This window comes from Ornithinibacillus halophilus, assembly GCF_900129485.1.
GTDB classification, from domain to species: Bacteria; Bacillota; Bacilli; order Bacillales; family Amphibacillaceae; genus Ornithinibacillus; species Ornithinibacillus halophilus.
The window spans coordinates 41,723-58,117 of sequence record NZ_FQVW01000003.1 but is presented as its reverse complement, the minus strand read 5'-3'; the positions used below and the strand labels follow the sequence as shown (position 1 = coordinate 58,117).

Genomic DNA, 16,395 nt, shown 5'->3' with positions numbered 1-16,395 from the left:
TTTCGAATCCCCACTTATCAAAAAAGCGTGCTCAAATAACGAGCACGCTTTATATTATAATCCCATGACTAACCTATTGAAATCCTTCCATGCCGTTAACCGTGGTAGATGTAATTCCTGGTTATAAGATTGGTCCTTTACTATTAACTGAACCGTTGTATCAGAGAGTGTCTCTAATACAGCAGGTTTATCATCAACATAATAATCTAGACTCAATTCTTTAATAATATGAATTTTTTCATGGTCTTTCATCCCATAATAAAAATTACTATCTAGCACAGGAAAACCTTGATCGCTCATCCATTTTATTGTTCGCTCTCGATGTCCTTTTGGACGTGCCGTTATATAGAAAATCTCATGGCCTTCTCTTGCCAAGCCTTGTAATGTCTCTACTGCACTTGGAAATGGTGGACAATCTGTAAAATAGATTGTTTCAAGAGAGTTGTTCCATAGTTCTTTTCCTTCTTCATCCGTTAAACCAAATGGTTCATGAATTTCAACGCGTTGAATCGAAAGGTAGTCTTCCCGAGATAGTGCTTGATTCAACTTCCTTTTATATAGATTAAAAGCATGTTCTCTTAAATTAATTAACGTGTCATCAATGTCAAATCCAAATCTCATACAATCCCTCAATTACAAATTAATAGCTGGGATACCCTGTAAACTTAAAGTCTTTGCCAATTCGTTCGATATTGGTATCCAATAATTCGACTGCATCCTTCATTAATTCAAAGCCAGTTCCTTCCAAAAATGTGGGAGCATCTTTACCTCCAACTAATTTGGGAGCAAAATATAAAACAACCTTATCTACTAGTTGGTTTTCTAAAAAGGATGCATGTATATTTCCTCCACCTTCAATAAATAACGAGGAAACAGATTTTTCACCTAAGATCTCAACCACTTCATTAGGGTCTACGGAATTATCATTATTCGTAACAAATACCGTTACACCTTGTTCTTCTAATAACCGTTTTTGTTCTTTGTTATAGTTTTTGCTCGTAAATACCCATGTTTCTGCCTCTTGATCAGTTACAACTTTCGATTCTAGTGGAATTCGTAACGTAGAATCTAAGATGACTCGAATCGGGTTTTTCCCGTTTGGAATCCTTGCTGTCAACGAAGGATCATCTTCTATTACTGTATTAATACCAACCATAATAGCCATATTTTCATGTCGTAATTGGTGAACATCTAACCGAGATTCTTCAGATGTAATCCACTTACTATTTAATGTTCGAGTTGCAACTTTTCCATCTAGTGTTGAACCTGCTTTTAATGTAACAAAAGGCTTTTTTGTAACGATGAATTTATTGAAGACCTCATTAAGCTGTATGGATTCTTGTTCACGAATTCCAGTTACCACTTCAATGCCAGCGTTTTCCAATATTTTGACACCATTTCCAGCAACGATGGGGTTTGGGTCAAGTGTTGCTATGACTACTTTCTTCAACCCAGCGTTAACGATGGCCTCTGCACAAGGACCAGTTCGACCGTGATGTGAGCATGGTTCAAGAGTGACATAAATAGTGCCACCTTTTGCTGCATCACCCGCCATTCGAAGTGCATGTATCTCAGCGTGTGGTTCTCCTGCTTTTAAGTGGGTACCTACTCCAACAATACGGTTATTATTTACAATGACTGAACCAACCAAGGGGTTAGGGTCTGTTTGCCCTTTCATGGCAGCTGCGTTTTGTAATGCTAGACCCATATAAAATTCATGGCTAGTCATTTTCACAGGCCCTTTCTTCTTCAAGGTGTCCTGATTTATCTATTTTTGTTTGTAAATATTTCTCGTTATATTCAGATATATCTCCCCATAAAGGAACCCTACCAGAAACAGATAGGCCTGCATTTTGTAATGCTTCTAATTTTAATGGGTTGTTGGTAATTAGTGTTACAGGCTTCGTACGTAACCTTTGTAATACTTTAATGGCATCATCATAGTTTCTAGAATCATTCACAAAACCTAATTGCTCGTTGGCTTCAACTGTGTCATATCCATTTTCTTGTAGTACATAAGCCATTGCTTTAGAAAATAGACCAATGCCTCTTCCTTCATGGTTAGCTAAATAAAAGACTGCGCCTGAGCCGTGTTCTTTAACTTTCTTCAAGGATTCTCTTAATTGGAATCCGCAGTCACAGCGCTTACTACCGAAAATATCGCCTGTATGGCAAATGGAATGCATTCGAATTAAAGCATCATCAGATTCTTCAAAGTCGCCATAGACTAGCACACTTGATTGTTGGTAGTCTGCTAAATTTTGTGAGGATAGATTATCAATTATCTTTTCATAATCCTCTGTGTCTTCATTACAGTTGAGCCAGCAATACCATTTAAATTCAACTGTTTCCCCATATAGATTTACCGGTAGTTTTACCGGCCCCACTAAATATATCGCACCTTCACTTGTTTGAATGGATTGTATTTTATCTTTTAGTACGGAAAATACTTTTGATTCTAATTTAACTTGTCCCATATCGTATATCTCCTTTCACTGCATTAAGTATAAGGAAAAATAAATATTACTTCAATTTATCTTTCTTGAGAAATATGAAATTCAAAGCTTTTTTATTCAAGCAGTTTTATAGGGCTCAAACATAGGTTCATCGAACATTCCATAAAATTATCATAATTCATCATATGGCGAAATTCTTAATGTTGTCTAGGCTTACTACGTTTTAGTATGTCCAATTTCAGAAAAATGACATTTTCCTATTGCTAAATAGAAAAATACCTGTTATTATATCGATAGACGATATATCGAATCACAATACATTGAAGGGCGATATAAGAGAGGTGATTTAGAATGAAACGGGCAGAAGAGTTCCTACCATTATCACAGGCTACTTACTATATATTGTTATCACTTAGAGAGGTTCGTCATGGTTACGGAATTATTAAAGATGTAGAAGAGATTAGCCATGGAGAGGTTTCAATGGGACCAGGGACACTGTATGGAGCTTTAGGTAAATTAGAAAAGCAATCTATTATTACAAAGTCTAAGGAAATTAAGGGAGATCGAAGGAAGTTTTATGAATTAACATTTTTGGGGAAAGAGGTACTATTGCTTGAATTTAAACGCCTAAATTCATTAGTGGATAATGCTAAAGAGTATATTGAACAATTGGAGGGTGAGAATAATGACAATAAAGAAGTTTAAAATTTTCCTTGCGTCAAATATTGAAAAAGAAGAAAAATGGTTGACCGAGATGTCAAATAAAGGGTTGCATTTAACTAAATATCGATTGATGACTTATTACTTTGAGGAAGACCCTAACAACTCTTATGTTTACCAAACAGATTTTCGTCCAGAAGCAGACGAGGATTATTTCCAGTTATATCGAGATGCGGGTTGGGAGTACGTGGATGATGCTGTTAACTTATTTCATTACTTTCGTAAAGATAATCGTGAGCAAGGGGTTAAAAAGATATATTCTGATAAAGAATCTGTTAAAGAATCCTATTCTAGGATGATGCGATTTTATATTACTCTTTTCCTTCTGGTCTTACTAACCCAAGTTGGCTTATTTGCTACTTGGCGAGGGTTATGGGTACAATATCTATCCTTGGGAATCGTATTACCAGTCGTTATTCTTTACGTGTTTCTGTTGTTTTCATTACGTAGAAGAGTGAAGTTTTATAATAAAAAGGGGTAGTGAGTTAGATAAAAGGTTTGGAATAGTTTATATTCTAAACCTTTTTTAATTAGATAGAATGGTAAAAGAAGGAATTAGATATCTCTGAGTCGAAATAATTAATTACAATAGTTATGAAATTGATAATTGGAGGAGTGGTTTTGCTTTGGCAATTCAATCTATTTTTGCAAAATCAAAAGAAAAAACGATTACAAGTAGGTTCAGAGTAGATTTAGTTCAGCACATTGACCTTGTATCTGATAATGCTGGTATTGAGTTTATATCCACTAATAATCCAGAAATAATTGTTGAATTTAGTGCGCCTGAGAGAAAGCATACTCGTTACACTTTTGCTGCGAATGTTAATAATGGTGTATTGTCAATTGAATCTAAAGAAAAAAGAAGGGTCTCTTTCTTTCGGTTAGAGTTTAACGTATCTAATCCAAAGATAAAAGTGTATTTACCAGAAAAACAATATGAATCGGTTACGATGAATGTAGTAAATGGCAAAATCTCTACTCTAAATCTAACAATAGAAGACTTAGAAATTGAAACAATAAATGGAGCTGTAACCTTATCAAATATGAATACAAAGATTTCTAGAATCCAGTCACAAAATGGGAAGCTGAGCTTTCGACAGTTAACTGGTGACATTAGAGGCAGTGTAACCAATGGAAGTATTAATTTGGAAACAGATTATCTAGATCGTTCGATTAATCTAAGTTCCGTGAATGGGAGAATCTCTATTCATTCAAGAAATCAACCTTCTAATGTGACGATTGATGTAGATGTAGTGCTTGGAAAGGTTGAAGTTTTTGGGAAGGATACTAATCGTGCCGTTTTTGGTGATGGTGAGAATAAAGTAAACATATCAACTGTAAATGGAAGTGTAAAAGTAATAAACTAGGCATTAGTTATAGACTTTTACAGTTATAATTTACATATTATTTTTTATTCTTTTGAAACTGAACTGATTGTTCGGTTTTCTTTTTGTTGAAACAAACTGCATGGATGAAATTATACTTCCTATTATAAAGGCATTATAATGTAGTATGAAATATAGAATGTAGTATGAAAATATAGATAAGGTCCTGTAGTTAGGAGAAAATAGTAACGATGAAAAAGAATAGCTTAAAGCCTTTTATTTCACTAATTGTTTCGACAAACATTCCTAAATTAGCCTTAACCATTGGTTTAATTGGAAGTATTATTACAACATTAGTAGGGTTAACCATTCCGCTATTAACGAAAGAATTGGTAGATGGTTTTTCACTAGAATCGTTAAGTATCGGATTGATCATTGCAATTATCGTCGTATTTATATTGCAAGCAGTTATTGACGGGGTATCAACCTATTTATTAGCAGCAGTTGGTCAAAGGATTGTTGCTAGATTGCGGGATAGAATGTGGTTAAAAATAATTCGCCTGCCTGTTAGTTATTTTGACAAACAAGCCAGTGGAGAATCAGTTAGTCGAGTTGTTAATGATACTGGGATTGTACGTGATTTGATTACACAGCACTTTCCACAATTTATTGGAGGAATAATATCTATTATAGGTGCCGTGGCAATCTTGTTAGTAATGGATTGGAAAATGACATTAATGATGTTGTTGGCCGTTCCAATTACAATGGCTGTTATGATTCCTTTGGGTAGTAAAATGTCGAAAGTCTCTCGTGGACTACAAGACGAAACAGCAACATTTACAGGCAGTATTCAACAAACGATAGGCGAAATTCGACTGATGAAAGCCTCTACGGCCGAATCTGTAGAAAAAGAAAAAGGCTTGTCAGGAATTGAGCGTTTATTACAGTTTGGCTTAAAAGAAGCAAGAATTTTTGCCCTGATTGGTCCACTTATGTATACGGTAATGATGGTCGTAATTGTGGTTATTATCGGTTATGGTGGAATACGTGTTGCTGAAGGAGATATGTCAACCGGATCTTTAGTAGCCTTTTTACTTTATTTATTTCAAATTATCTTTCCTATAACGTCTTTTGCGATGTTTTTTACTCAATTACAAAAAGCAAAAGGTGCAACGGAGAGGATTATCTCCATACTAGATATGCAGGAAGAAGATGGTCAATCTGGATTAGATAAAGATATTTCTAATCAAGTGATTCATGTTTCTAATGTATCGTTTGCATATGAGGAGTCTGAACCAGTACTAGAAAATATTTCATTTAAAGCAGAACCGGGAGAAATGATTGCTTTTGCTGGACCTAGTGGTGGTGGAAAATCAACCCTCTTTGCTTTAATAGAAAGATATTATGCTCCGACCTCGGGAGAAATAAGGGTGGGGGCTACTCCGATTAATAAACTTTCATTAAATTCATGGAGAAGTCAGATTGGCTATGTATCCCAGGAAAGTGCAATGATGGCTGGGACGATACGTGATAATTTAACTTATGGATTGCCAGATTTAGAAACAATAACGGACGATCGTTTATGGCAAGTTACTAAAATGGCGTATGCGGATGAATTTATTCGCTCTTTTGATAAAGGATTAGATACGGAAGTAGGGGAAAGAGGGGTAAAGCTTTCTGGTGGACAACGACAACGAATAAATATCGCTCGAGCCTTCCTGCGTGATCCAAAAATCTTGATGATGGATGAGGCAACAGCTAGTCTCGATAGCCAATCTGAGGGGATAGTTCAAGAAGCATTAACTCGTTTAATGGAAGGGAGGACAACCTTTGTTATTGCCCATAGATTATCTACAATTGTTGATGCCGATAAAATTATCTTTATTGAAAATGGAAGAGTGACTGGTAGTGGAAATCATCAGGATTTAATTAAAACGCACGATTTATATAGAGAATTTGCAGAGCAACAGTTGACTTAACCCATTTAGATCTAAAAAAAGTCTAGAATAAAAGCGCTAAGATGACAAATTCTGTCTTAGCGCTTTATGCTTTTCTTATAAGCTATGTATGAAATGATTATTAGAATGAATCCACCTAAAACTAGCATTGACCCTGCTATAACTGACCAAAGACTTTGGCCAAATGCGATTAAAGTAATCACTCCATTACTTAAACTGATAAATCCAAGTACCAACTATACAAAAAACTGTACATTCTTGCTAGCCAATGAATGATACCTCCTATTATAGAACGCAATAAGAAGGATTATATCATAATCTACAACGACCTAAGAAGAACAACATGGTTGCAGGATTCTCAACATCAACACTAAACATGCAATAACTTAATAGTTACGCAAATAAACTCGCCCCACCGAAAATATTTGCGCTTGACAATACCAGATGGTTCGACGTTATCGTGCAGAAGGGCAGTCGACTCCAACGGGAACAGCACGTGTCCGAAGGCCCCACAGCGAGGGAACTACTAGAATAATCTACTTTAGCCCCTTGTACCGAGGAGCCTGCGACGAAGCGTAACTTGTAGACGCAGGTACAGTGCTTCCACGCTGGAGGCTGAGGCCGTGAGGCCGTGCCCGTGGAAAGCGACTGCCCGTAGTGTGAATCAACAAAGCAGATTATTGCATTCTTGGTAGGGTTCGCTTAAGAAGTGTATCGGTTTCTATGTCACCCCAATAAATAACGCGATAAACTGTTTTTCCATTTCTAGCTACGATTTCATGTTGACTTCCATTTTCATAAATCCATGCTTCATCAAAACCGATATCTTTTACTTGGTCAAAGTGTTTGGGTATTATAAAGTCAAATTCTTCCTTTATTGCAGTAACCAAACCTGAAGCTAACCATTCATTACGAGCTTCATAGTAACCAGAGTATAATTGCGTATCGTGAAAGTAAAACTTACCCGAGGAAATCTCCACTGTCTGTTTTAATTCATATTGTTTAGGGACGGTGATACTAGAATCAATTTGATAATTGTTATCATAATCTCCTTGAGATATCTGTTCAAATTCCTCATCTACTAATATATCTGAAATTTGAACAACAGGTAATTGCTCATTTGGAATAGCGGTATATTCAGGATTAGTATTATCTTGAATAAATAGATAAGTTAAAAGAGAGATAATGCTCCCGAAAATAACAATATCTATTAATATTTTTAAATATAGTTTCCTTTTATAGGTTGCTTGATGATTGAGCATCTGGCCAGACCTTAACTTTTTGAGCAATCGTAGTGTATGGAAAACACCGTTAATCATTGTTATAAGAATATATAAATAAGTAATTATTCCAGTTAAAGGAAATATAAAATAATCATCTAAAAAAATACCAACCCGATTCCTTTCTAATTGGTGTAAATATACAAAAACCATTGTAATTGTTGCTATTAGTATTAAAAGCCCTCTTTTTACTAAATCATTTTTAAGGATATTGATAGACTCGGAATATATGCTAGGATCAGAATGGATTTCAACTGGATTTGCCCCAACTATTTCTCTATAAATATGAACAAATATGAGGGAATCGACATATTCCCACCCTGATTGTTCATAAAAATCAACTCGATTTTTTTCATAGGAGTCATCAGTTTTATAAATTTCACAACGGTATTGTACGTCCATAGGTTGTGTTTCTTCAAAAGTAGCAAAGGTTCTGTTTAACTTTACTAATTTCCATCCTTTTAGGTGCATGTCATTAAACCATGCCTCTAATTCCTCCAATTGCCACATAGATAAGTAAAGAATTTTTCGTTTCCTTCTATTCATCATTATCCGCTCCCTTCCAATAGTGTTTCCCGTCTTGGACCAAAGAGGCAAGTCGCTGGTACTCTTGTTCTAATGCCTTTTCACCATAAGATGTAATATGGTAAACCTTTCTCCTGCCATCCGATTTAGTCATCCTGATATAATTCATTTTCTGCAGACGTTTTAGAATTCCATATAGAGTACCAGGGCCCATAGTAACTCTTTTATTAGATACTTTATGTACTTCATCCATCACTGCATATCCGTGAAGGGGATTTATCAATGCTAATAAAACGTAATACATTGCCTCTGTCATAGGGGTTTTCTCATTACTTGACATGAAAATTCACCTTCTTAAAGAATTGGTTGGTAATGGAGGAATTTCTCCATGTTTTGAAAGATAAGAAAGTATAACTTTTCTGAGGTGACTAGATTCGAGCACCTGATACTAACAAAGGTACTACATAGGGAGAATTCCTTGTCCTTCTTACGTTACTAAGTGAATTCTCTTTTTTAATCTCACTATTATGCATTGCGATATATCGTGTGGCATAATAATAACATAGTAAAACGATATGTCAATAATTTTCTGAATATATGGAAGTGACCTCTAAAATTGAACTTAAGGGAAACCTAACTACATCTAAACACGTATTTAACTAATGAGGTATTAACTAAAAGGAATGATGACTTTGAATGATTATGAAAGTAAAGTATATGATGACTTACAAGTGTGGAGAAATAAATTATTAAAGCAATCGGGTGTCTTCAATCGTTTGGCCAAAAAAGCACAAACCAAAATTAATGAAAAAATTCCTGAAAAAGCCCATCAGATTATAACGGACGCAATAAAAAATATGGTAAAGGCGACATTGGTTGGTTCTAATCTTACTACTAAAAAGCCAACATTAGGATTAAGTTTGTATGAAAAGGATGAATTCGTAAAGGAAAAATTAGCTACCTATCGTAAAACAGCAACAATAGAAGGTGCGGGCACTGGAGCAGGTGGAATATTTTTAGGTTTAGCTGACTTTCCGCTGTTACTTTCAATAAAAATGAAGTTTCTTTTTGAGGCAGCTGCTGTTTATGGATACGACACAGACCAATATGAGGAACGATTATTTATTCTACATGTTTTTCAGCTAGCTTTTTCAAATGACGAAAAACGTCGGGAGACCTTTTTCTATATCGACAACTGGGAAGAGCAAAAGGAAAAGCTTGTCGACATGGATTGGCGCGTATTTCAACAAGAATATCGAGACTATATCGATTTCGTCAAAATGCTCCAGTTAATTCCTGGATTTGGGGCAATTGTAGGAGCGTATGCTAACTATAACTTATTGGATCAACTTGGTGATACTGCGATGAACGCATATCGATTACGGCTACTTAAAGAAGAGCCTAAGGATTATTAATTGTTTTTTCTTCTCAAAAGTGGAACAATATAATTGAATCTACTTGATAGGAGTTTGACATAATGAAGTGTAAAACAAATAGAAATGCAGCAAAAGTATTAAATAAGATGCTTGAAACAAAAGAAGCAGAAGGTAAAATGATTCGGGTATTTGTGACTCACATCCATGGTGACCATGCGCATTATGATATTGAATTGGATACACCAACCGAAAATGATGAGGTAGTTCGTACAGATAAGGATATTGATATTATTTTAGAAAAAGGAAATGAATATTTAGATGGTGTGTGGATTCAATATTTCTATGTACCAAAAGAAGAAATGTTCATTACCAACCCAAAAATGGGACATCATCATTAATAGCTAAATATGACAAGGGCAAAGAGGAAAACTCTTTGTCCTTTTTATATAAGAAGAGATGTCTAGCTCCAGCGCCTACCCCCTCGAGGTCTTAAGTCAATCCTCATCACGGGCAAAGATCGCCACGCCGAGGCTCGACTTAAGCTATGCCTGAGGCTGACCAAGGCGCTTGCGCTTTTCTTGTAAGTTGAACACTTTTACTTTTTGCTGCATAGGATTAAATCACGTGCAAAAGTTGCGTCAGGGAAAAATTATAAGTTTTCCGAAAAACATCTTGACATATACAAACTATAGGGATTATCATTGACGGTAACAAATTAAGTTGCCTTAGAGCAAAAATAAAAGGAGAGTGCAAAATGAAAGGTTTATTGAAACTTTGGTGTAGTGTGTTTTTACTTAGCATCGTATTGTTACTTGGAGCTTGTGGAACGGACGAAGAAAGTGCAAGCAAATCAGATGGGGAAATAAGTATTATAACCACCATTGCACAAATTGGTGAACCTTTATCTGTTATAGGTGGGGAATATGTAGATGTGAATAGCTTAATGGGGCCGTCTGTAGATCCTCATCTGTACAATGCTACACATGGGGATATTTCTAAAATTGAAGAAGCGGATATGGCATTTTATAACGGATTAAATTTAGAAGCAAATATGGTGGAGATTTTTGATGAAATGTCGCAGTCAAAGCCAGTACTTGCTATTGGTGAAACAGTTTCGGAAGATTCCTTATTAGAAGACGAAACAGGTGCTGTCGATCCCCATATTTGGTTTGATTTAGATCTATGGAAGCATGCGTTGGAATCTGCAGTTGATGAATTAAAAGAGTTCGCACCAGAACATGCAGATTATTTTGAAGAAAATAAAGTAGAATATTTTGAACAAATGGATGAATTGAAAGAGGAAGCAAAGAAATTAGAAGAAATCCCGGTAGAACAAAGGTATTTAGTAACTGCACATGATGCATTCGGTTATTTTGGAGAAATGCATGATTTAGAAGTAATTGGACTTCAGGGATTAAGTACCGATGGAGAAATCGGAGTATCTGATATACAAGAAACGATTGATATCATAATTGATTACAAAGTACCTGCTGTTTTCGTTGAAAGTAGCATTAGTGAGGACTCTATAAAAGCTGTAATAGAAGGGGCAGATAGTGAAGGCGTTACTGTTGAACTAGGTGGGGAATTATTCTCGGATGCAATGGGAGAAGACGGAACAAAGGAAGGCACCTATCTAGGCATGTATCGCCATAATGTGGATACCATTTATAATGCATTAATGAAAGGAGCAGAGTAAATTGGCTGAATCCGTAATAAAGGTAAAGGAACTATCGGCTGCATATCGAAAAAATACCGTTCTAGAAAATGTGGATTTCTCTGTAGAAAAAGGGTCATTAACTGGCATTGTTGGACCAAATGGTGCCGGAAAGTCCACTTTAATAAAAACCATGCTACAACTTCATCCTTCTTTATCTGGAACAGTTGATTTTATGGGTTTACCTTTTAAACAAGCAAAGAAATATATTGGATATGTACCACAAAGAGGCTCGGTTGACTGGGATTTCCCTACCAATGCACTCGATGTTGTGACGATGGGACTTTATGGGAAAATTGGTTGGCTCAAACTACCAACACGCATGCATAAAGAAAAGGCATTTCATGCTTTGAAAAAAATGGGAATGGAAGATTATGCTGATCGACAAATTAGTCAACTCTCGGGGGGACAACAACAACGAGTATTTCTAGCAAGGGCATTAGTGCAAGATGCTGATATTTACTTTATGGATGAACCATTAGCAGGTGTTGATGCTGCAACAGAGCGTGCCATAATGACGATATTAAAAGAACTGAAGGCAAATGGAAAGACCGTGATGGTTGTTCACCATGATTTACAAACAGTAGAAGAATACTTTGATCACGTTCTTTTGCTAAATAGAACGGTAATGAATCACGGTAAAACTACTGAAACATTTACTAAGGATAATGTTGCGAAAACATATGGTGGAAATATGCGTTGGATGGGGGAGGAGAAACAATATGTGGTCCATACTGGCAAGTAGTACGACGCAATGGGTTCTTGCTAGTACAATGATTCTTGGAATAGCAGCAGGGATGGTAGGGTGTCTAGCTTATTGGAAAAAACAAAGCCTGATGAGTGATGCCTTAGCTCATGCCGCACTTCCAGGGGTAATAATTGCCTTTCTACTATTACAAGAAAAAAACTTACTCATCCTTATTATTGGTGCAGCTATAAGTGCATTAATGGGAGCTTTTCTTATTCAATTGATTCAATCTACAACAAGAATAACGGAAGATACAGCAATGGGGATGATTTTATCTATTTTCTTTGGTGCTGGACTTATGCTTTTAACATTGGTTAATCGAACAGCAGGTGGAAATCAAAGTGGATTAGATAATTTTATCTTTGGGCAGGCAGCTGCGATGGTAAAATCTGATGTAATAACAATGCTCATGCTTGCAGTGATTGTCATAATCGTTTTATTTCTTGGGTTTAAGGAATGGAAAATCTATTTATTTGACCCACAATTTGCAAAAGGTATTGGCCTATCAATAAGAGGAATGAATTTCTTATATACAGGTGTATTGGTTACTACTATCGTAATAGGTATTCAAGCAGTAGGAGTAATTCTAATTGCTGCTTTATTAATTATACCATCAGTAAGTGCCCGTTATTGGACGCAATCATTTAAGTGGATGTTAATCATTTCAGCATGTATTGGTGGATTATCGGGAGCAATTGGCACCTATATAAGTGCTCTAGGCAGTGGATGGCCAACAGGTCCGTTTATTGTTTTAGTTGCTGGAGTATTCTTCACTATTTCACTTATTTTTGGGAAAGAAAAAGGGATTGTATCCAACTATATTCAATTTAAAATCCAGCGTAAACAACTGGTGAATAAACAGATTAGTCTGGACCATAAGGGGTAGATGATATGACTTATACAGCGTGGATTATAATAACTGCTTGTTTAGTCGGTTTAACTTGTGGACTAATCGGGGTGTTTCTAATTCTGAGAAGAATGGCAATGATGGCAGATGCGATAAGCCATACGGTGCTACTAGGAATAGTAGTTGCTTTTATTATTACTCGAGAGTTAAGCGGGCCTCATATGTTGGTTGGTGCAATATTAGTGGGGTTATTAACAGCAGTATTGGTTCAATGGCTAAATTCATTAGAAATTGAAAACCACGCATCAATTGGTATTGTATTTACGACACTATTTGCTATTGGGGTTATTCTCATTGCTACCTCAGTTGGAAATGCTCATTTAGATGTTCAACATGCATTAATGGGAGAAATTACGTTTATTCCATGGAATACTGTGAATTTACCAATGATAGGATCAATACCAGAAGCAACTGCCATACTTTTTCTTGTTTTAATAATTGTAGTTTTTATGATACTAGCATTCTACAAAGAGTGGAAAATAACATCATTTGATCCAGCTCTGGCTGCTAGTATTGGGATTCCAGTAGTGTTAATGCATTATGTGTTTATGAGTTTAGTATCAGTTACAACCGTTGCAGCTTTTGATGCAGTAGGGGCAATCATGGTAGTCGCAATGTTAATTACTCCAGCAGCGTCTGCTTATCTATGGACAGATAAACTTTCAATAATGCTTTTATTAAGTGGAACCTTTGGAGTAGTTTCTGCGATAACGGGGTATTATATTGCTGCATGGATTGATACTTCAATATCTGGGTCTATGGCATTTGCTACAGGGATTGTGTTTCTTATCAGTTTCATAGGATCACCTAAGCATGGTTTATTTGCAAAATTTATCCCAAATGTAACGGACAATAAGGCTCTTAACGAGAAATCTACAAGGTAAAGTTATAAGTGTGTATAGTATAGATAATGGTAAGTATCCGAAAAGGGATTGAATTCTTGTTCGGATACTTTTTTTGATATAAAATTCCCTTCGTATTTTTAATTTGGCTACTAACAAACTTGATTTTGTCCCATAGTTATAAAAAATCAAAAAATTTTAACTGTAATATATTGCATTTTTCAGTCGAAGGTAGTATTATAAATCTCAATGATATATTGCATATTGCGAATTTACTAACAATTTATTATGAATAGACCTAAGGGAGAGGATTACATGAAGGAGAAGTTGTCATTTTCATCATATCTAGTTATTGGGGTTATGCTATTTGCATTATTCTTTGGAGCTGGTAACTTAATTTTCCCTGCACAACTAGGACAAGCAGCTGGAACAAATTTATGGCCATCAGTATTTGGATTTTTAATTACAGGAGTAGGATTGCCACTACTTGGAATTTTAGCAATGGGCTTTTCTGGAAGTAAAAATTTACAGGAACTAGCTAGTCGAGTAAATCCTATATACGCAGTAGCGTTTACGTCATTATTATATTTAACAATTGGACCATTTTTTGCTGCACCAAGAACAGGTGCAGTTGCATTTGATATCGCCATCGCGCCTAATATTGGAGAAGATTCATCCAAACTAATTCTTTTTATATTTACTATAGTATTTTTTTCAATTTCACTGTGGTTCTCACTAAAACCAGCAGATATAGTAAAAAATGTAGGGAGAATTTTGGCTCCAGGAATTGTAATCTTACTAGGAATTTTATTAATAGTAGTGATTATTAACCCAATAGGTTCGATTCAATCACCACTTGAGGCATATCAGAGTGGAGCATTTACAACAGGCTTCCTTGAGGGATACAACACAATGGATGCATTAGCATCTTTAGTATTTGGAATTATCGTCATTAATGCCATTCGTTCCATGGGAGTTACTACTAAAAAAGGAATTATGGCCGCAACGGTTAAATCGGGTGTAATTGCTATCTCTTTCTTAGGACTTATATATGTAGGAATTGCTTATTTAGGTGCTGTTAGTACAGAACAATTTGGGATCTTTGAAACCGGAGGACCTGTCTTAAGCAGTGCAGCTGAGTATTATTTCGGTACGTTTGGTTCGCTGTTATTATCCATTGTCATCATTTTAGCGTGTCTGACTACGAATATTGGGTTAATGACAGCGTGTGGAGAGTATTTCCATCAATTGTTACCAAGATTTAGTTATAGAACATTAGTTATATTCTTTACAACTGTAACATTTGTAATTGCGAACTTTGGATTATCTAATATAATTTCATTCTCAATTCCTGTATTAATGTTCCTTTATCCATTAGCTATTGTGCTTATGCTACTGACATTCCTTTCACCATTATTTAATCATTCAAGAATGGTGTATGTATTAACAATTGCAGTGACATTTGTCATTAGTTTCGTTGATGGGTTAAAATCTCTCTATTCATCGTTAGGAATAACCGGTTATGGATTTTTCCAACCACTTGTAAGTTACTTTGAAGAAGTATTGCCATTCTATGAAAATGGCTTAGGGTGGTTGGCTCCGGCATTAGTTGTTATTTTAATTACAGGATTAATTGCAAAACTACAACCACGTCCTGTGGAAGTATTAAATAAGTAAACGAAAAGTCGACAGCCCTTGATATTGGGGTTTGTCGACTTTTTAATCTGTATTCTTCTATTTCAAAATGAAAGAAATGTCTAGTTCCGTGCGTACTGAGCTTTTCTTAAAAATCATATTCCTTTGTTATCCGTAGCCAGTTATATCTCATGGCTATAGGTGCTTGCTCTTTATCTCCTAATTCAATAAATCGAATTATTTTATTATGCTCTTCCACAGATTTCATCGATAGAATAATAGAATGATGGAAGAATAATCTCCGTACATGTGCCTGTAACTTCTCAACTATAGTTGTAATGTATTTATTATTTGCAAGGTCGACAATAAGTTGATGGAATTGTTCATCAATAATTAGTGCTTTACGATAATCTTGTGCGAGAATAGCATTTTTAAACTTCTCATTCGATTGCTTTAGCTCTGTTATTATTTCCGGAGTTGTATGGTTGATTGCTAATTCTGTTGAAAGAGCTTGAAGAACTGCCAATGGAGGGAGGAGTTCATTCATTGATTCTTTCTCGACTTCTGTAACTTGTGTGGCTTTTCCAGGGAACATTTTAACAAAACCCTGTGATTCTAAGAGTTGTAATGATTCTCTAACAGGAGTTCTACTTACTCCTAATGCATTTGCTAACTCAGTATCATTTAATTTTTCGCCTGGATAAAGTGTCCCATCGATAATCCAATGTAAAATTTGGTTGTAGGCATTTTCTTTTGCAGTTTTTCGAACTGGTTTAGAGTGGTCTGTAGGTATAGGCAAAATAATCTTCCCCTTTGATCAATTAACTCTTTAACCATTAGTATACATGAAAAAGAAATAAATGGACATGAAACAATGTAACCGTTTTACAAGTAAATCCTTTCTTGGCA

General features: G+C 35.6%; 18 protein-coding genes. 12 read left to right on the top strand and 6 right to left on the bottom strand.

What is annotated here, in order from left to right; genetic code table 11:
- Positions 1–54: 54 nt before the first annotated feature.
- The 3 genes from BUB12_RS03545 to BUB12_RS03535 are packed head-to-tail and all read right to left on the bottom strand — an operon-like array spanning position 55 to position 2,477.
- Positions 55–621, bottom strand: a complete 567-nt coding sequence (locus BUB12_RS03545) for a 5' nucleotidase, NT5C type (RefSeq protein WP_072888102.1) — start codon at positions 619–621, stop codon at positions 55–57.
- A gap of 19 nt (positions 622–640) precedes the next feature.
- Positions 641–1,729 carry a bifunctional diaminohydroxyphosphoribosylaminopyrimidine deaminase/5-amino-6-(5-phosphoribosylamino)uracil reductase RibD gene (ribD, locus tag BUB12_RS03540; protein WP_072888100.1) on the bottom strand — a complete coding sequence of 363 codons (1,089 nt, stop codon included), beginning with the start codon at positions 1,727–1,729 and terminating at the stop codon, positions 641–643.
- Positions 1,722–2,477 (bottom strand): GTP cyclohydrolase II, encoded by a 756-nt coding sequence (locus BUB12_RS03535; RefSeq protein WP_072888098.1) that lies wholly within the window; start codon positions 2,475–2,477, stop codon positions 1,722–1,724. The genes ribD and BUB12_RS03535 overlap by 8 nt, the downstream gene beginning before the upstream one ends.
- A 330-nt stretch (positions 2,478–2,807) precedes the next feature.
- Here BUB12_RS03535 and BUB12_RS03530 point away from each other — a divergent pair, with 330 nt between their 5' ends.
- The 5 genes from BUB12_RS03530 (at position 2,808) to BUB12_RS17600 (ending at position 6,735) form a co-directional block, all read left to right on the top strand.
- A complete protein-coding gene (locus BUB12_RS03530) occupies positions 2,808–3,161 on the top strand; it encodes a PadR family transcriptional regulator (protein ID WP_072888096.1) in 354 nt (117 codons plus the stop codon).
- On the top strand, positions 3,142–3,657 hold the full coding sequence (locus tag BUB12_RS03525; RefSeq protein WP_072888094.1) for a DUF2812 domain-containing protein: 516 nt from the start codon (positions 3,142–3,144) through the stop codon (positions 3,655–3,657). Before BUB12_RS03530 ends, BUB12_RS03525 begins: the two co-directional genes overlap by 20 nt.
- 145 nt (positions 3,658–3,802) lie before the next feature.
- The gene (locus tag BUB12_RS03520; protein WP_072888092.1) at positions 3,803–4,543 is read left to right on the top strand and encodes a DUF4097 family beta strand repeat-containing protein; all 741 of its coding nucleotides are present in this window, start codon (positions 3,803–3,805) and stop codon (positions 4,541–4,543) included.
- Between the two features lie 209 nt (positions 4,544–4,752).
- The gene (locus tag BUB12_RS03515; protein WP_072888090.1) at positions 4,753–6,480 is read left to right on the top strand and encodes an ABC transporter ATP-binding protein; all 1,728 of its coding nucleotides are present in this window, start codon (positions 4,753–4,755) and stop codon (positions 6,478–6,480) included.
- Positions 6,481–6,564: 84 nt separating this feature from the next.
- Complete coding sequence (locus BUB12_RS17600) at positions 6,565–6,735, top strand: hypothetical protein (protein WP_234982559.1); 171 nt, start codon at positions 6,565–6,567, stop codon at positions 6,733–6,735.
- 401 nt (positions 6,736–7,136) lie between these two features.
- Here BUB12_RS17600 and BUB12_RS03510 read toward each other — a convergent pair whose 3' ends face one another.
- Positions 7,137–8,285 (bottom strand): DUF2812 domain-containing protein, encoded by a 1,149-nt coding sequence (locus BUB12_RS03510; protein ID WP_234982557.1) that lies wholly within the window; start codon positions 8,283–8,285, stop codon positions 7,137–7,139.
- Positions 8,278–8,580 (bottom strand): PadR family transcriptional regulator, encoded by a 303-nt coding sequence (locus BUB12_RS03505; protein ID WP_234982555.1) that lies wholly within the window; start codon positions 8,578–8,580, stop codon positions 8,278–8,280. The genes BUB12_RS03510 and BUB12_RS03505 overlap by 8 nt, the downstream gene beginning before the upstream one ends.
- Positions 8,581–8,956: 376 nt before the next feature.
- Here BUB12_RS03505 and BUB12_RS03500 point away from each other — a divergent pair, with 376 nt between their 5' ends.
- From BUB12_RS03500 to brnQ, 7 genes are all read left to right on the top strand, one after another.
- On the top strand, positions 8,957–9,679 hold the full coding sequence (locus BUB12_RS03500; RefSeq protein WP_072888084.1) for an EcsC family protein: 723 nt from the start codon (positions 8,957–8,959) through the stop codon (positions 9,677–9,679).
- Between the two features lie 62 nt (positions 9,680–9,741).
- Entirely contained in the window at positions 9,742–10,038 is a 297-nt protein-coding gene (locus BUB12_RS03495; RefSeq protein WP_072888082.1) for a heme biosynthesis protein HemY, read from the top strand.
- A 356-nt stretch (positions 10,039–10,394) separates the two neighbouring features.
- Positions 10,395–11,336, top strand: coding sequence for a metal ABC transporter solute-binding protein, Zn/Mn family (locus BUB12_RS03490; protein WP_072888080.1), 942 nt, complete (start codon positions 10,395–10,397; stop codon positions 11,334–11,336).
- Position 11,337: 1 nt separating this feature from the next.
- The gene (locus BUB12_RS03485) at positions 11,338–12,099 is read left to right on the top strand and encodes a metal ABC transporter ATP-binding protein (RefSeq protein WP_072888078.1); all 762 of its coding nucleotides are present in this window, start codon (positions 11,338–11,340) and stop codon (positions 12,097–12,099) included.
- A complete protein-coding gene (locus BUB12_RS03480) occupies positions 12,077–12,988 on the top strand; it encodes a metal ABC transporter permease (protein ID WP_072888076.1) in 912 nt (303 codons plus the stop codon). The genes BUB12_RS03485 and BUB12_RS03480 overlap by 23 nt, the downstream gene beginning before the upstream one ends.
- A gap of 5 nt (positions 12,989–12,993) precedes the next feature.
- A complete protein-coding gene (locus BUB12_RS03475; RefSeq protein ID WP_072888074.1) occupies positions 12,994–13,893 on the top strand; it encodes a metal ABC transporter permease in 900 nt (299 codons plus the stop codon).
- 273 nt (positions 13,894–14,166) lie between these two features.
- Positions 14,167–15,528: a branched-chain amino acid transport system II carrier protein gene (gene brnQ / locus BUB12_RS03470; protein WP_072888072.1), complete on the top strand. Its 1,362-nt coding sequence runs from the start codon at positions 14,167–14,169 to the stop codon at positions 15,526–15,528.
- A 106-nt stretch (positions 15,529–15,634) separates the two neighbouring features.
- Here the strand turns inward: brnQ and BUB12_RS03465 are convergent, their stop codons facing one another.
- The gene (locus BUB12_RS03465; protein ID WP_072888070.1) at positions 15,635–16,285 is read right to left on the bottom strand and encodes a GntR family transcriptional regulator; all 651 of its coding nucleotides are present in this window, start codon (positions 16,283–16,285) and stop codon (positions 15,635–15,637) included.
- Between the last annotated feature and the right edge of the window lie 110 nt (positions 16,286–16,395).

Excerpts from the sequence above, each read along its gene's own strand:
- BUB12_RS03545 (WP_072888102.1), bottom strand. The coding sequence starts at position 621 with ATGAGATTTGGATTTGACATTGATGACACGTTAATTAATTTAAGAGAA.
- ribD (WP_072888100.1), bottom strand. The coding sequence starts at position 1,729 with ATGACTAGCCATGAATTTTATATGGGTCTAGCATTACAAAACGCAGCT.
- BUB12_RS03535 (WP_072888098.1), bottom strand. The coding sequence starts at position 2,477 with ATGGGACAAGTTAAATTAGAATCAAAAGTATTTTCCGTACTAAAAGAT.
- BUB12_RS03530 (WP_072888096.1), top strand. The coding sequence starts at position 2,808 with ATGAAACGGGCAGAAGAGTTCCTACCATTATCACAGGCTACTTACTAT.
- BUB12_RS03525 (WP_072888094.1), top strand. The coding sequence starts at position 3,142 with ATGACAATAAAGAAGTTTAAAATTTTCCTTGCGTCAAATATTGAAAAA.
- BUB12_RS03515 (WP_072888090.1), top strand. The coding sequence starts at position 4,753 with ATGAAAAAGAATAGCTTAAAGCCTTTTATTTCACTAATTGTTTCGACA.
- BUB12_RS17600 (WP_234982559.1), top strand. The coding sequence starts at position 6,565 with ATGTATGAAATGATTATTAGAATGAATCCACCTAAAACTAGCATTGAC.
- BUB12_RS03510 (WP_234982557.1), bottom strand. The coding sequence starts at position 8,285 with ATGAATAGAAGGAAACGAAAAATTCTTTACTTATCTATGTGGCAATTG.
- BUB12_RS03505 (WP_234982555.1), bottom strand. The coding sequence starts at position 8,580 with ATGACAGAGGCAATGTATTACGTTTTATTAGCATTGATAAATCCCCTT.
- BUB12_RS03495 (WP_072888082.1), top strand. The coding sequence starts at position 9,742 with ATGAAGTGTAAAACAAATAGAAATGCAGCAAAAGTATTAAATAAGATG.
- BUB12_RS03490 (WP_072888080.1), top strand. The coding sequence starts at position 10,395 with ATGAAAGGTTTATTGAAACTTTGGTGTAGTGTGTTTTTACTTAGCATC.
- BUB12_RS03480 (WP_072888076.1), top strand. The coding sequence starts at position 12,077 with ATGTGGTCCATACTGGCAAGTAGTACGACGCAATGGGTTCTTGCTAGT.
- BUB12_RS03475 (WP_072888074.1), top strand. The coding sequence starts at position 12,994 with ATGACTTATACAGCGTGGATTATAATAACTGCTTGTTTAGTCGGTTTA.
- brnQ (WP_072888072.1), top strand. The coding sequence starts at position 14,167 with ATGAAGGAGAAGTTGTCATTTTCATCATATCTAGTTATTGGGGTTATG.